The organism is Streptomyces sp. NPDC055749, from assembly GCF_053617235.1.
The window spans coordinates 50,439-64,828 of record NZ_JBSHFH010000018.1; the positions used below are offsets into that span (position 1 = coordinate 50,439).

13 protein-coding genes are annotated in these 14,390 nt (G+C 69.3%); 1 reads left to right on the forward strand and 12 read right to left on the reverse strand.

Going from position 1 to position 14,390, the window contains the following annotated elements; translation table 11 throughout:
* Positions 1 to 135: 135 nt before the first annotated feature.
* The 12 genes from ACWGO0_RS16140 to uvrA form a co-directional block, all read right to left on the reverse strand.
* The gene (locus ACWGO0_RS16140) at positions 136 to 471 is read right to left on the reverse strand and encodes an RNA polymerase-binding protein RbpA (RefSeq protein WP_136207022.1); all 336 of its coding nucleotides are present in this window, start codon (positions 469 to 471) and stop codon (positions 136 to 138) included.
* Between the two features lie 106 nt (positions 472 to 577).
* A complete protein-coding gene (secG, locus tag ACWGO0_RS16145) occupies positions 578 to 808 on the reverse strand; it encodes a preprotein translocase subunit SecG (protein ID WP_362842466.1) in 231 nt (76 codons plus the stop codon).
* A 119-nt stretch (positions 809 to 927) separates the two neighbouring features.
* Complete coding sequence (gene tpiA, locus ACWGO0_RS16150) at positions 928 to 1,704, reverse strand: triose-phosphate isomerase (RefSeq protein WP_453534231.1); 777 nt, start codon at positions 1,702 to 1,704, stop codon at positions 928 to 930.
* A 6-nt stretch (positions 1,705 to 1,710) separates the two neighbouring features.
* Positions 1,711 to 2,922, reverse strand: coding sequence for a phosphoglycerate kinase (locus ACWGO0_RS16155; protein ID WP_453534234.1), 1,212 nt, complete (start codon positions 2,920 to 2,922; stop codon positions 1,711 to 1,713).
* 114 nt (positions 2,923 to 3,036) lie between these two features.
* Complete coding sequence (gene gap / locus ACWGO0_RS16160; protein WP_453534237.1) at positions 3,037 to 4,047, reverse strand: type I glyceraldehyde-3-phosphate dehydrogenase; 1,011 nt, start codon at positions 4,045 to 4,047, stop codon at positions 3,037 to 3,039.
* A 243-nt stretch (positions 4,048 to 4,290) separates the two neighbouring features.
* Complete coding sequence (gene whiA, locus ACWGO0_RS16165) at positions 4,291 to 5,280, reverse strand: DNA-binding protein WhiA (RefSeq protein ID WP_362842476.1); 990 nt, start codon at positions 5,278 to 5,280, stop codon at positions 4,291 to 4,293.
* Positions 5,271 to 6,305 (reverse strand): gluconeogenesis factor YvcK family protein, encoded by a 1,035-nt coding sequence (locus ACWGO0_RS16170; RefSeq protein ID WP_453534242.1) that lies wholly within the window; start codon positions 6,303 to 6,305, stop codon positions 5,271 to 5,273. Before ACWGO0_RS16170 ends, whiA begins: the two co-directional genes overlap by 10 nt.
* Positions 6,302 to 7,288, reverse strand: coding sequence for an RNase adapter RapZ (gene rapZ, locus ACWGO0_RS16175; RefSeq protein ID WP_453534245.1), 987 nt, complete (start codon positions 7,286 to 7,288; stop codon positions 6,302 to 6,304). Before rapZ ends, ACWGO0_RS16170 begins: the two co-directional genes overlap by 4 nt.
* On the reverse strand, positions 7,285 to 9,321 hold the full coding sequence (gene uvrC / locus ACWGO0_RS16180; RefSeq protein ID WP_453534248.1) for an excinuclease ABC subunit UvrC: 2,037 nt from the start codon (positions 9,319 to 9,321) through the stop codon (positions 7,285 to 7,287). Before uvrC ends, rapZ begins: the two co-directional genes overlap by 4 nt.
* A gap of 105 nt (positions 9,322 to 9,426) precedes the next feature.
* Positions 9,427 to 9,684, reverse strand: a complete 258-nt coding sequence (locus ACWGO0_RS16185) for a hypothetical protein (RefSeq protein ID WP_453534251.1) — start codon at positions 9,682 to 9,684, stop codon at positions 9,427 to 9,429.
* 129 nt (positions 9,685 to 9,813) lie between these two features.
* Positions 9,814 to 10,242 (reverse strand): Rieske (2Fe-2S) protein, encoded by a 429-nt coding sequence (locus ACWGO0_RS16190; protein WP_453534254.1) that lies wholly within the window; start codon positions 10,240 to 10,242, stop codon positions 9,814 to 9,816.
* Between the two features lie 224 nt (positions 10,243 to 10,466).
* Entirely contained in the window at positions 10,467 to 13,520 is a 3,054-nt protein-coding gene (uvrA, locus tag ACWGO0_RS16195; RefSeq protein ID WP_453534257.1) for an excinuclease ABC subunit UvrA, read from the reverse strand.
* 176 nt (positions 13,521 to 13,696) lie between these two features.
* Between uvrA and ACWGO0_RS16200 the strand changes: the two genes are divergently transcribed.
* A complete protein-coding gene (locus tag ACWGO0_RS16200) occupies positions 13,697 to 14,383 on the forward strand; it encodes a maleylpyruvate isomerase family mycothiol-dependent enzyme (RefSeq protein WP_453534260.1) in 687 nt (228 codons plus the stop codon).
* Positions 14,384 to 14,390: the final 7 nt, after the last annotated feature.

The following is a 14,390-nucleotide window of genomic DNA, read 5'->3' on the forward strand; positions in this document are numbered from 1 at the left end:
CTTCTCGTACCTGCGCATGCCCCGCTGCCCCTCCAACCTAATTGATCGGAAGGGTGTGCGGTGCGAGGGCGGGATGCGGCACGGGAAAAGCAGTCCGGCCGGACACCCCTGGGGTGTCCGGCCGGTGAACAACTTCTAGATCTCGCCGCGGAGTTTCGCGAGTGCTTCGGCAAGAATGGCCTCGCCGTCCGCGTCGCTGCGCCGCTCACGTACGTACGCGAGATGCGTCTTGTACGGCTCGGTGCGCGGCGGGTCGGGCGGGCTGTCCCGGTCCTGGCCGGCCGGGAAGCCGCAGCGCGGGCAGTCCCATGTCTCCGGTACCTGCGCGTCATGGGCGAAGCTCGGCTGCGTCTCGTGCCCGTTCGAGCACCAGAAGGAGATGCGGAGGCGCGGTGCGGACTCGCCCCGCTCGGCCTCTCCCATCGGCCCCGCTCCGACCCGGCTTCCCCGGATCGCGTTGCCACTTGCCACGGTCGTAACTCCCTGCGTGATGGTGCTCGAAGATGCCCCAGTCTACGTAAGGCCCAACGCGCGTCCAGTGATTGGAGTTACTTCACCGGGAATCGCGAACGCCGGGTCAGTTGTCCAGCTTCATCAGCAGACCAAGTACGACAATGCATGCGAACCACGCCAGACCGACCACCACGGTGATGCGGTCGAGGTTGCGCTCGGCGACTGAGGAGCCACCGACGGACGACTGCATACCGCCACCGAACATGTCGGAGAGGCCGCCGCCCTTTCCCTTGTGCATCAGCACCAGCAGCATCAGCAGCAGGCTGAAGACGATCAGGGCGATCGAGAACCCCATAATCACGGCTGGTCCCTACTTTCCGGAATTCCCTTGGACTGCACATACGGACAACGGGGGCCGGAGGGGTACCCCCCTCGGCCCCCGCTAGGGTACGACGGATCCGCGCTACCGCATACTCACTGGTCGCGGAAGCGGACGATCTTGACGAACTCCTCGGCGTCCAGCGCCGCGCCTCCGACCAGTGCGCCGTCCACGTCGGGCTGCGCCATGATGGCCGCGACGTTGCCGGACTTCACGGAGCCGCCGTACTGGATACGGACGGCGTCGGCCAGCTCCTGGGAGTACAGCTCGGCCAGCCGGCCACGGATCGCCGCGCAGACCTCCTGGGCGTCCTCGGGCGTGGCGACCTCGCCGGTCCCGATGGCCCAGACCGGCTCGTAGGCGATCACGATGGATTCGGCCTGCTCGGCGGGGATGTCCTTGAGGGCTCCGTCGAGCTGCGCGAGGGTGTAGGAGACCTGGTCACCGGCCTTGCGGATGTCCAGGCCCTCACCGACGCAGAGGATCGGGGTCAGGCCGTGCTTGTACGCGGCCTTCACCTTGGCGTTGCAGATCTCGTCGTTCTCGCCGTGGTACTGACGGCGCTCGCTGTGGCCGACGGCCACGTACGTGCACTTCAGCTTGGCGAGCATGGAGCCGGAGATCTCGCCGGTGTACGCACCGGATTCGTGCGCCGAGATGTCCTGGGCGCCGTACTTGATCTTCAGCTTGTCGCCGTCCACCAGCGTCTGCACGGAGCGCAGGTCGGTGAAGGGCGGCAGGACGGCGACCTCTACGGCGTCGTAGTCCTTGTCGGCCAGGCCGAAGGCGAGCTTCTGGGTCTGGGCGATGGCCTCGAGGTGGTTGAGGTTCATCTTCCAGTTGCCCGCCATCAGCGGGGTGCGGGTGCTCATAAAGGTTCAGTCCTCCAGTGCGGCGAGGCCGGGAAGCGTCTTGCCCTCGAGGTATTCGAGGCTGGCGCCGCCACCGGTCGAGATATGGCCGAAAGCATTCTCGTCGAAGCCCAGGATGCGTACGGCGGCGGCACTGTCCCCGCCACCGACGACGCTGAAGGCCGAGGAGTCGACGAGGGCCTGGGCGACGGCCCTGGTGCCCTCGGCGTAGTCGGGGTGCTCGAAGACGCCCATGGGCCCGTTCCAGAAGACCGTGGCGGCGTCGGCGAGCTTCGACGCGTACAGCGCGTTGGTCTCCGGTCCGTTGTCCAGGCCCATCGCACCGGCCGGGATGGCGTCCGCGGCAACGGTCGCCGGGTTGCTCGGGGCCTTGGTCTTCAGGTCCGGGAACTGCTCGGAGACGACGACGTCGACGGGGAGCACGAACTCCACGCCCTTCTCCTCGGCCCGCTTCAGGTACTGCAGCACCGCCGGGATCTGGTCCTCCTGCAGGAGGGAGCTGCCGACCTCGTGGCCCTGGGCCTTGAGGAAGGTGTACGCCATGCCGCCGCCGATGAGGATGCGGTCGGCCTTCTCCAGCAGGTGGTCGATGACGCCGAGCTTGTCGGAGACCTTGGAGCCGCCGAGCACGACGGCGTACGGACGCTCGACGTTCTCGGTGAGCTTCTTCAGGACGCCGACCTCGGTGGCGATCAGGTCGCCGGCCGCGTGCGGCAGCCGGGCCGGGAGGTCGAAGACCGAGGCGTGCTTGCGGTGGACGGCACCGAAGCCGTCGCCCACGTACACATCGGCAAGCTCGGCAAGCTGGTCGGCGAACGCGCCGCGCTCGGCGTCGTCCTTCGAGGTCTCGCCCGCGTTGAAGCGGAGGTTCTCGATGACGGCGACCTGGCCGTCGGTGAGAGCGGCGGCCGTGGCACGGGCGGAGTCGCCGACCGTGTCCGTCGCGAAGGCGACGTCGGTTCCGAGCAGCTCACCGAGGCGCGCGGCTGCGGGCGCGAGCGAGAACGCCGGGTCGGGTGCGCCCTTGGGGCGGCCGAGGTGCGAGGCCACGACGACGCGCGCGCCGGCTGCGGCGAGTTTGGCGACCGTGGGTGCGACGGCGCGGATGCGGCCGTCGTCCGTGATCGTGGTGCCGTCGAGCGGCACGTTGAGGTCGGCGCGGACGAATACCCGCTTGCCCGCGACCCCTTCGGTGAGAAGTTCGTCGATCGTCTTCATCTTGTTTCCGGATACTCCTTGGAAGGACGAGAGAGCATGCAACGGGGCTCGAACGGCGCTACGTTGCGCCGTCCGAGCCCCACGCTCACATCGAGTTGCCTGCCGCTCCGAGGATCAGAGCTGGCCGCCGACGAAGACGGTCAGGTCGACGAGACGGTTGGAGTAACCCCACTCGTTGTCGTACCAGCCGAGGATCTTCACCGTCTTGCCTTCCTGAACCATCGTCATGGACGAGTCGAAGGTGCAGGACGCCGGGTCACCGACGATGTCCGAGGATACGATCGGGTCCTCGGTGTACGCGAGGTACCCCTTGAGGTCGCCGTCGTCGGACGCCTTCTTGAACGCGGCGTTGACCTCGTCCTTGGTGACCTCGCGCGACAGCTCGACGACCAGGTCGGTGGCCGAACCGGTCGGGACCGGCACGCGCATCGCGATGCCGTCGAGCTTGCCCTTGAGCTGCGGCAGGACCAGAGCGGTGGCCTTGGCGGCTCCGGTCGTGGTCGGGATGATGTTCTCGGCGGCGGCGCGGGCGCGGCGCAGGTCCGAGTGCGGGAAGTCCAGGATGCGCTGATCGTTCGTGTAGGCGTGGACCGTCGTCATCAGGCCCTTGACGATGCCGAAGTTCTCGTCGAGAACCTTGGCCATCGGCGCCACGCAGTTGGTGGTGCAGGAGGCGTTGGAGATGACGTGGTCGTTGGCCGCGTCGTACTTCTCCTGGTTGACGCCCATGACGATGGTGATGTCCTCGTCCTTGGCCGGAGCCGAGATGAGGACCTTCTTGGCGCCACCGGCGATGTGCTTCTCGGCGTCGGCCTTCTTCGTGAAGATGCCGGTCGACTCGATCACGATGTCGACGCCCAGGTCGCCCCAGGGCAGGTCGGAGGGGTTGCGCTCGGAGAGCACCTTGATGGTGTGACCATCGACGGTGATGGTGTCGGCGGTGTGGCTCACCTCAGCCTTGAGACGACCCAGAATGGTGTCGTACTTCAGCAGGTGGGCAGTGGTCGCAGTGTCACCCAGGTCGTTGACAGCCACGATCTCGATGTCCGCACCCTGCTCCAGCAGCGCGCGGAAGTAGTTACGTCCGATGCGGCCAAAGCCGTTGATGCCTACGCGGATCGTCACGAACCGATCTCCTCGTATAGGTACGCCGGTTTTCGACGCCGGCGAGTTGTATAGGGATGTCCCCGACCGCCTCCGACCCTACCTCTCCAAGGGCCCCGGAGTGACATCGTGCGGGGCCGGGCGCGGCCGGGAAGTCCGTACTCCCCAGTAGGAGTCAGGGCCTCCGCTCCCCCCGTACATGCCGCTGCCGACGCACCCTTTACGGGGCGCCGGCAGCGGCATGTACGGGGGGAGGCGAGCCGGTCAGCCGACGAGGCCGTCGGCCAGCTCCTCGCTCAGGGTGGATTCCGTCCCCGGGATGCCCAGGTCCTGGGCCCGCTTGTCGGCCATGGCCAGCAGGCGGCGGATACGGCCCGCGACGGCGTCCTTGGTCAGCGGCGGCTCGGCCAGCGCGCCCAGCTCCTCCAGGGACGCCTGCTTGTGCTCCATGCGCAGCCGTCCGGCCGCCGCGAGGTGCTCGGGCACCTCCTCGCCGAGGATCTCCAGCGCGCGCCCCACACGGGCGCCGGCGGCCACCGCGGCGCGCGCCGAGCGGCGCAGGTTGGCGTCGTCGAAATTGGCGAGGCGGTTCGCCGTGGCGCGGACCTCGCGGCGCATCCGGCGCTCCTCCCAGGCCAGCACCGCGTCGTGCGCGCCGAGGCGGGTGAGGAGCGCACCGATGGCGTCGCCGTCGCGGACGACGACACGGTCCACGCCGCGCACCTCGCGGGCCTTCGCCGCGATGGAGAGCCTGCGGGCCGCGCCGACCAGGGCGAGCGCCGCCTCAGGACCGGGGCAGGTCACCTCCAGCGAGGAGGAACGGCCGGGCTCGGTGAGCGAGCCGTGCGCCAGAAAGGCCCCGCGCCAGGCGGCCTCGGCGTCGCAGGTGGCCCCCGAGACCACCTGCGGGGGCAGCCCGCGGATGGGACGGCCGCGGCCGTCCACCAGTCCGGTCTGACGGGCCAGCTGGTCGCCGCCCGCCACCACCCGTACGACGAAGCGGGAGCCGCGCCGCAGCCCGCCGGGTGCCATCACGATCAGTTCCGAGCTGTGCCCGAAGATTTCGAGAATGTCCCGCTTCAGCCGGCGCGCCGCGTTCGCGGTGTCCAGCTCCGCCTCGATCACAATCCGGCCGCTCACCAGGTGCAGCCCACCCGCGAACCGAAGAATCGCCGAGACTTCTGCCTTGCGGCAGCAGGTCCGGGTTACGGGAAGCCGAGAGATTTCGTCCTTCACCGCTGGCGTCATCGCCATGGGCCGATCCTTCCATGCATCCGAAAAATACGGTCGTACGCGGCGGCCAACAGCTCCGGATCATGGATCGGAACACCATCGGGCGAAGCCACCGGCGCCAGCTCGACCGCGGCACCGAGCCGTTCTGCGGCATCGGCGAGGGACTCGCGGTCGGGCACGGCGGCCTCGTCGGCCAACACCACGTCCAAGGCGAGTTTAGGGGCGTGTCGTCCCAAAACCTCCAAATGACGCTGCGGTGAGAAGCCATCTGTTTCACCGGGTTGCGGCGCGAGGTTCAGCGAAAGGACCTTCCGGGCCTTCGTCGAGACCAGCGCGTCGTGCAGTTCCGGGACGAGAAGGTGCGGAATCACCGAGGAGAACCAGGAGCCGGGACCGAGCACCACCCAGTCCGCGTCGAGGACGGCGGCGACCGCTTCCGGGACGGCCGGCGGGTCGGCGGGGACGACGTGCACGGACTGCACCTCGCCCGGGGTGAGCGCCACGGTCGCCTGCCCCCGGACGGTCACGATGTCCTCGGGGCGCTCCGGATCATGGCCCCGTACGAGCGCCTGGAGCTCCAGGGGTACGGCGGACATCGGCAGCACCCGGCCGTGGGCGCCGAGGAGCTTGCCGACGAGGTCGAGCGCCTGCACGTGGTCACCGAGCTGTTCCCAGAGCGCGACGATCAGCAGATTGCCGACCGCGTGCTCGTGCAGATCGCCCTTGGACTCGAAGCGGTGCTGGATGACCTGGGCCCAGGTCTGGCCCCACTCGTCGTCCCCGCAGAGCGCGGCGAGCGCCTTGCGCAGGTCGCCGGGGGGCAGCACGCCCAGCTCCTCGCGGAGCCGGCCGCTGGAGCCCCCGTCGTCGGCCACGGTGACCACGGCCGTGAGGTCGCCGGTGATCCGGCGCAGCGCCGTGAGCGAGGCGGAGAGCCCCATGCCGCCGCCCAGGGCGACGACCTTGGGCTGGGCGCCTCGCTTGCGTCCGGACAGCGCAGATGTCGCTCTGCTCAACCGCCGCAGACGCAGAGTGCGGTTGGTCACTCGCGCCCCATGTCCCTGTGGACGAGGACGGTCTCGATGCCTTCGGCGGCCAGCCGCGCGGCCAGCTTCTCGGACATCGCGACGGAGCGGTGCTTGCCGCCCGTGCATCCGACGGCGACGGTCACATAGCGCTTGCCCTCGCGGCGGTACCCGGTGGCGATGAGCTGGAGCAGCTCCGTGTACTGGTTGAGGAACTCCTTGGCACCCGGCTGGTCGAAGACGTACGCGGACACCTCCTCGTTGAGCCCGGTGAACGGCCGCAGCTCCGGCACCCAGTGCGGGTTCGGCAGGAAGCGGCAGTCCACGACCAGGTCGGCGTCGACGGGCAGGCCGTACTTGTATCCGAACGACATCACCGTGGCCCGCAGCTCCGGCTTCTCGTCGCCGGCGAACTGGGCGTCCATCTTGGCCCGCAGTTCGTGCACGTTGAGGCTGGAGGTGTCGATCACCAGGTCGGCGTCGCCGCGCAGCTCGCGCAGCAGATCGCGCTCGGCCTCGATGCCGTCGACGATACGGCCGTCGCCCTGGAGGGGGTGCGGGCGGCGGACCGACTCGAAGCGGCGTACGAGGGCGTCGTCCGAGGACTCCAGGAACACGATCCGCCGGGTGACGTGCTTGGCCTCCAGGTCCGCCAGGGACTCCCGGAGGTTGTCGAAGAAGCGGCGGCCCCGGACGTCGACGACGACGGCGATACGGGCCACGTTGCCCTGGGACCGGGCGCCGAGCTCCACCATCGTGGGGATCAGCGCGGGCGGCAGGTTGTCGACGACGAACCAGCCGAGGTCCTCCAGACACTTGGCGGCGGTGCTGCGCCCGGCGCCGGACATTCCGGAGATGATCACCAGTTCGGGAATGACCGGCGCGGTGGCCTCGCCCGTCTCGTCGGTGGTGCCCGTACTCACGTCTGCTGCTCCGTCTGCTCGGTCGGTGCTGTGGGGCTCGGGTTCGGTTTCGTGCGCGCGTTCGTTCTTGTGCTCAGTCATGACGTGCCCCCGTCGTCCTCTTCAATGATCTCTCCTGTGGCCGTGTTCACGGCGGGCGCGGCCGGGGCGGTCGAGGCGAGGGCGGCGGCCACTGATTCCGCCGTCCTGCGTCCTATCCCCGGGACCTCGCAGATCTCGTCGATTGTCGCCTGCCGCAGCTTCTTCACGGAGCCGAAATGCTTGATCAGAGCCTGTTTCCGGGTCTCGCCGAGGCCCGCGACGTCATCCAGTGGGCTGCTGCGGATGCGCTTGGCGCGCTTGGCGCGCTGGTAGGTGATGGCGAAGCGGTGGGCCTCGTCACGGATCCGCTGGAGAAGATAGAGACCCTCGCTGGAGCGGGGCATGACCACGGGGTCGTCGTCATCGGGCAGCCACACCTCTTCGAGGCGCTTGGCGAGGCCGCAGACGGCGATGTCGTCGATACCCAGCTCGTCCAGGGCCCGCTTGGCGGCGGCGACCTGGGGCTGCCCGCCGTCCACGACGACGAGCTGCGGCGGATAGGCGAACCGCTTGGGCCGGCCGTCGTCCTCCCGGGGCTCGCTCGCGGTGTCGTCGTCCAGGGCGGGTACGGATCCGGCCGGGGCCGGTACAGCCCCCGTGGCGGCGGGGGTCTCCTCCCACTCGCCCGTCCGCTCCTTGTCCTGGAGGTAGCGCTTGAAGCGGCGGCCGATCACCTCGTGCATCGACCGCACGTCGTCCTGGCCCTCGAAGCCCTTGATCTGGAAGCGGCGGTACTCGCTCTTGCGGGCGAGACCGTCCTCGAAGACCACCATGGACGCCACCACGTCGTCGCCCTGGAGATGCGAGATGTCGTAGCACTCGATGCGCAGCGGGGCCGTGTCCAGGCCGAGCGCCTCGGAGATCTCCTCCAGGGCGCGGGAACGGGTCGTCAGGTCGGACGCGCGCTTGGTCTTGTGCAGACCGAGGGCCTGCAGGGCGTTGCGCTGAACCGTGGCCATCAGGTCCTTCTTGTCGCCCCGCTGCGGGATGCGCAGGCTGACCTGCGAGCCCCGGCGGCCGGCGAGCCACTGGGCGACGGCCTCGGAGTCCTCGGGGAGTGCGGGGACCAGGACCTCCTTGGGCACCGAGTCGCCGGTCTCCTCCCCGTACAGCTGCTGGAGCGCGTGCTCGACGAGGCCCGCGGTGTCGACCGCCTCGACCTTGTCGGTGACCCAGCCGCGCTGGCCGCGAACCCGGCCGCCGCGGACGTGGAAGATCTGTACAGCCGCTTCGAGCTCGTCCTCGGCGACGGCGATCAGGTCGGCGTCGGTGGCGTCGGCGAGGACGACGGCGCTCTTCTCCATGGCCCGCCTGAGTGCCTCCACGTCGTCGCGGAGCCTGGCCGCCCGCTCGTACTCCATGTCCTCGGCCGCCAGCATCATGTCCTTCTCCAGGCGGCGGATGTACGTACCGGTCCGGCCTGCCATGAAGTCGCAGAAGTCCTCGGCGAGCTCGCGGTGCTCCTCGGGCGTGACCCGGCCGACGCAGGGCGCCGAGCACTTGCCGATGTAGCCGAGGAGGCAGGGGCGCCCTGTCCTCGCGGCGTTCTTGAAGACGCCCGCGGAGCACGTACGCACCGGGAAGACGCGGAGCATCAGGTCGACGGTCTCGCGGATGGCCCACGCGTGCCCGTACGGCCCGAAGTAGCGCACGCCCTTCTTCTTGGCTCCTCGCATCACCTGGACGCGGGGGAAGTCCTCGTTGAGGGTGACGGCGAGATACGGATAGCTCTTGTCGTCCCGGTACTTGACGTTGAACCGGGGGTCGAACTCCTTGATCCAGGAGTATTCGAGCTGGAGCGCCTCGACCTCCGTGGAGACGACCGTCCATTCGACGGAGGCGGCCGTGGTCACCATCGTGCGGGTGCGCGGGTGGAGATTGGCCAGGTCCTGGAAGTAGTTGGCCACGCGCTGGCGCAGGTTCTTGGCCTTCCCGACGTAGATCACCCGGCGGTGCTCGTCGCGGAATTTGTAGACCCCCGGGGAGTCGGGGATCTGTCCCGGCTTGGGGCGGTAGCTGGAGGGGTCTGCCATGTCTCACACCCTACTTGCGGGCAGTGACAACGCGGCCTCGCCGGCGGACGGACCGGCCAGCGCTCCGGGGGTGGGGTGTTCCCCGGAACGCGGACCGGTGGCGGGTCAGGCGCCGGTGGCGGGGGTCCCCCGGCGCCGGCGGTCGCGGCGGACCGCGGTGAAGGCCCAGGAGACCAGGACGAGCAGGGCCCCGGCTCCGGCGACGGACGAGGTGACCGTGAGCGCGGTGTCGTGGGTGCTCGCGACGGCGGCTGCCGCTGCCGGCCGGCCGGAGGCCACGTCAGTGCCGGGTGCGTAGCCGCCCGCCTTGCCGGAGCGGGCGTAGCCGGAGCCGGGGAGCTTGTCCCCGTACGCCTTCCGCACCCGGCTGCCGTAGGCGCTCAGCGTGGTGCCGCCGTCGCCGACCGCGCGGACCGCGTCCGCGTCCAGCGGCAGTACCCGGGCGCCTTTGTGGACGTACCAGGCGTCGACTGGGACTGGGAGTGAGCCGCGTCAGGCCTCGGGGCCCGCGACGAGGTTCCCGCCCTCGACCTTGACCGGGACGGCGGACAGCGGCACGGTCGCCGGGCCGTGCAGCGCCTTGCCTGTCGTGGTGTCGAAGCGGCTGCCGTGGCAGGGGCAGTGGCCCTCGGTGCCCTCGACCTTGTCCAGGACGCAGCCCCCGTGCGTGCACTGGGCGCTGAACGCCTTGTACTGGCCCTTCGCGGGGCAGCTCACGACGAGCCGCTGTTCCCGGTAGAGCTTGGCTCCGCCTACCGGGACCTCGTCCGCGGCGCCGAGGGCGACGGGGGCGGTGGGCGTGGGCGCCTCCGCGTGGCCGAGCTTCGATTCGGTCGAGCAGGCGGCCACTCCCAGCCCTGCGGCACCGGCGAGAGCGGCGCCCTTCAGCACGGTACGGCGGGCGGCGGGCAGGCCGGGCATGCGGTCTCCACGGGGTGAGGGGGCCAGAGAGCCGCCCCCAGGAGCACCCGAGGGGCCGGGGACCGGAGGCAGCAGCGACAGAACCGACGATACCGGCGGAGATCGGCGGCCCTGCGACCGGGCCGGTCCCGGCAGCGAGGACGGCCTGACGCGGAGGTGGCGGCCCCCGGGGTCGGGGGCCGCCACCTCATCACCTCTGCGGGACTGTCCCGGTCAGCCGGTGTTCACGCCTTCCGGGCGCCGGCCGCCTTCTTCGCGGCGGGCTTCTTCGCGGCGGCCTTCTTGGTCACGGCCTTCTTCGCGGCGGGCTGTGCCGCCGAGGTCTTGGCCGTGGCCGTCTTGCGGGCCGGGGTGGCCTTGGCGGCCACCGCCTGCTTGGCAGCCGTCTTCCGGGCGGGCTTACGGGCCGCCGGCACGGTGGCTTCGCTGATCCGGTCCGCTCCCAGGATGGTCTGGAGGAACTTCCCGGTGTGGCTGGCGGGCACCGACGCGATCTGCTCCGGGGTGCCTTCGGCGACCACGAGACCGCCGCCGTTACCCCCTTCGGGACCCATGTCGATGACCCAGTCCGCGGTCTTGACGACATCGAGGTTGTGCTCGATGACGATCACCGAGTTGCCCTTGTCGACCAGTCCCGAGAGCACCGTGATCAGCTTGCTGATGTCCTCGAAGTGCAGACCCGTGGTCGGCTCGTCCAGGACGTAGACCGTGCGGCCCGTGGAGCGCTTCTGGAGCTCGCTCGCCAGCTTCACACGCTGTGCTTCACCGCCGGAGAGCGTCGGCGCGGACTGGCCGAGCCTGACGTATCCGAGGCCGACCTCGTTGAGCGTACGCAGGTGGCGGGCGATCGTCGGGACGGCCTCGAAGAAGTCGAGCCCCTCCTCGATCGGCATGTCCAGTACCTCGGCGATGGACTTGCCCTTGTAGTGGACTTCCAGCGTCTCCCGGTTGTAGCGCGCTCCGTGGCAGACCTCGCACGGGACGTACACGTCGGGCAGGAAGTTCATCTCGATCTTGATGGTGCCGTCACCGGAGCAGTTCTCGCAGCGGCCGCCCTTGACGTTGAAGGAGAAGCGGCCCGGCAGATAGCCGCGCACCTTCGCCTCCATCGTCTCGGCGAAGAGCCGGCGGACATGGTCGAAGACTCCGGTGTACGTGGCCGGGTTGGACCGCGGCGTACGGCCGATCGGCGACTGGTCGACGTGCACCACCTTGTCGACGAGGTCGTCGCCGTCGACGCGGGTGTGCCGGCCGGGCACCGACTTGGCGCCGTTCAGCTCGCGCGCCAGGTGTGTGTAGAGGATGTCGTTGACCAGGGTCGACTTGCCCGATCCGGAGACACCGGTGACCGCGGTGAGCACACCGAGGGGGAAGGAGACGTCGATGTCCTGGAGGTTGTTCTCCCGGGCGCCGTGCACCGTGAGCTGCCGCGTCGGGTCGACCGGGCGCCGGATGTCGGGCATCGCGATGGCGCGCTTGCCGGCCAGATACTGACCGGTGATCGACTCCTCGTTGGCCAGCAGGTCCTTGAGCGAGCCGGAGTGGACGACCTTGCCGCCGTGCTCACCGGCGCCGGGGCCGATGTCGACGACCCAGTCCGCGACCTTGATGGTGTCCTCGTCGTGCTCGACGACGATGAGCGTGTTGCCCATGTCGCGGAGCCTGACGAGGGTCTCGATCAGCCGGTGGTTGTCCCGCTGGTGGAGTCCGATGGACGGCTCGTCCAGTACGTACAGGACGCCCACCAGACCGGAGCCGATCTGGGTGGCCAGGCGGATGCGCTGGGCCTCGCCACCGGAGAGGGTGCCCGCGGCCCGGTTGAGCGAGAGGTAGTCCAGGCCGACGTCCACGAGGAACTTCAGCCGCTCGTTGACCTCCTTGAGCACCCGCTCGGCGATCTTCTTGTCGCGGGCGTTCAGCCTGAGCCTGCCGAGGAATTCGGCGCACTCGCTGATCGACATGGCGGCGACCTCGGCGATGGACTTCTCCATCACCGTCACCGCGAGGACGAGGGGCTTGAGCCGCGTGCCCTCACAGGTCGGGCAGGGCACCTCGCGCATATAGCCCTCGAAGCGCTCCCGGCTGGAGTCGCTCTCGGCCTCGGAGTGCCGGCGCTTCACGAACTGAACGGCGCCCTCGAAGGCGGGGGTCGTGTACGCGCGCTCGCGGCCGTACCGGTTGCGGTAGCGCACCTCGGTCTGGATCTTGTGGCCGAACAGCAGGGCCTTCTTGGCGCGCTGGGGCAGTCCGGCCCAGGGGATGTCCGTACGGAATCCGAGGGCCTCGGCGAGGGCGTTGATCTGCCGCCCGAAGTACTCCTTGGTGTGCCCGTGCGACCAGGGGTGGATCGCGCCCTCGTCGAGGGACTTGTCCTCGTCCGGGACGATCAGCTCCGGGTCGACCTCCATGCGCGTACCGATGCCCGTGCAGTCGGGGCAGGCGCCGAAGGGCGAGTTGAAGGAGAAGGAGCGGGGCTCCAGCTCCTCGAAGGAGAGGTCGTCGTACGGGCAGTAGAGGTGCTCGGAGTACATCCGCTCACGCTCGGGGTCGTCCTCGGGGAGGTCGACGAAGTCCAGGACGACCATGCCGCCGGAGAGGCCGAGCGCGGTCTCCACGGAGTCGGTCAGCCGGCGCTTGGCGCTGTCCTTGACCGTGAGGCGGTCGATGACCACCTCGATGGTGTGCTTCTCCTGCTTCTTCAGCGTGGGCGGCTCGGAGAGCTGGATGGTCTCCCCGTCGACCCTGGCCCGGCTGTAGCCCTTGGTCTGCAGATCGGAGAAGAGGTCGACGAACTCGCCCTTCCGCTCGCGCACCAGCGGCGAGAGCACCTGGAAGCGGCTGCCCTCGGGCAGCCCGAGCACCTTGTCGACGATGGCCTGCGGCGACTGGCGCGCGATGGGGCGCCGGCACTCGGGACAGTGCGGCTTGCCGATACGGGCGAAGAGCAGCCGGAGGTAGTCGTAGACCTCGGTGATGGTGCCGACCGTCGAGCGCGGGTTGCGCGAGGTCGACTTCTGGTCGATGGAGACGGCCGGTGAGAGACCCTCGATGAAGTCGACATCCGGCTTGTCCATCTGGCCGAGGAACTGCCGGGCGTACGAGGAGAGCGACTCGACGTAGCGTCGCTGGCCCTCGGCGAAGATCGTGTCGAACGCGAGGGACGACTTGCCCGACCCGGAGAGCCCGGTGAAGACGATGAGGGAATCGCGGGGGAGGTCGAGCGAGACGTTCTTGAGGTTGTGCTCGCGCGCGCCACGGACGATGAGACGGTCGGCCACGCCGGTCCGCACCTTTCTTGAGAGAAGCGGGGGAACTGAGCCCCTGTCCCAGGGTATGGGGGGCGCCACAGCGATGTAGAAAGCTTTTCGACTCCGAGCGTATAGCACGCACATTCGATTTACGGCCGTGCTCGGACTCCTTCACCCGATCGAGTGGCGGAGCTAGGCTCGGCGTCATGATTGATCATGTGCGCGACCTGGGCGCTGTACGCGAGGCAACCGATCGACTGCTCAGCGCAACGGGCAAATTGGACAATGTTTCACTCGCCGAGCCGTCACGGCTCCCGGACTGGAGCCGTGGACACGTACTGGCCCACCTGTCACGTAACGCCGACGCGCTCGTAAATGTTCTCCAGGGCCGGCCGATGTACGCGAGCAGCGAAACCCGGGACGCGGACATCGCGCGTGACGCTTCCCGTCCGCTCGACGAACAGGTGGCCGATCTCAAGGAGAGCGCGGCCCGTTTCCTGGAAGCGGCAGCCGGCACCGCCGACTGGGCCCGCACCGTCACCCTGCGCAACGGTGTGACGGACACCGCGTCCCGCATCCCCTTTCGGCGCCTGATCGAGGTCGAACTCCACCATGTCGACCTGGGGATCGGCTACGAGCTGGAAGACCTGTCGGAGGACTTCGTGACCCGGGAGAACGACTTCCTGGCGAAGCGGTTCACCGGCCACTCCGACGTCGTGGCGGCGACGGTCGTCGCCGGGGGCCACACGTGGACCACGGGCGGCGGCGCCGAAGGCGGGCCCGTCACGGTCCGGGGGACGGCTCCCGAGGTCCTGGGCTGGCTCTCGGGGCGCCGTGACGGCTCCGCGCTGAGCACGGAAGGGGGCCCCCTTCCCGTACTGCCCCCGCTATAGGCTGAGT

Coding starts and splice junctions, on each gene's coding strand:
- uvrC (WP_453534248.1), bottom strand. CDS start 9,321: ATGGCAGACCCCTCCAGCTACCGCCCCAAGCCGGGACAGATCCCCGAC.
- ACWGO0_RS16200 (WP_453534260.1), top strand. CDS start 13,697: ATGATTGATCATGTGCGCGACCTGGGCGCTGTACGCGAGGCAACCGAT.
- rapZ (WP_453534245.1), bottom strand. CDS start 7,288: ATGACTGAGCACAAGAACGAACGCGCGCACGAAACCGAACCCGAGCCC.
- ACWGO0_RS16190 (WP_453534254.1), bottom strand. CDS start 10,242: ATGCCCGGCCTGCCCGCCGCCCGCCGTACCGTGCTGAAGGGCGCCGCT.
- secG (WP_362842466.1), bottom strand. CDS start 808: ATGGGGTTCTCGATCGCCCTGATCGTCTTCAGCCTGCTGCTGATGCTG.
- ACWGO0_RS16155 (WP_453534234.1), bottom strand. CDS start 2,922: ATGAAGACGATCGACGAACTTCTCACCGAAGGGGTCGCGGGCAAGCGG.
- whiA (WP_362842476.1), bottom strand. CDS start 5,280: ATGGCGATGACGCCAGCGGTGAAGGACGAAATCTCTCGGCTTCCCGTA.
- tpiA (WP_453534231.1), bottom strand. CDS start 1,704: ATGAGCACCCGCACCCCGCTGATGGCGGGCAACTGGAAGATGAACCTC.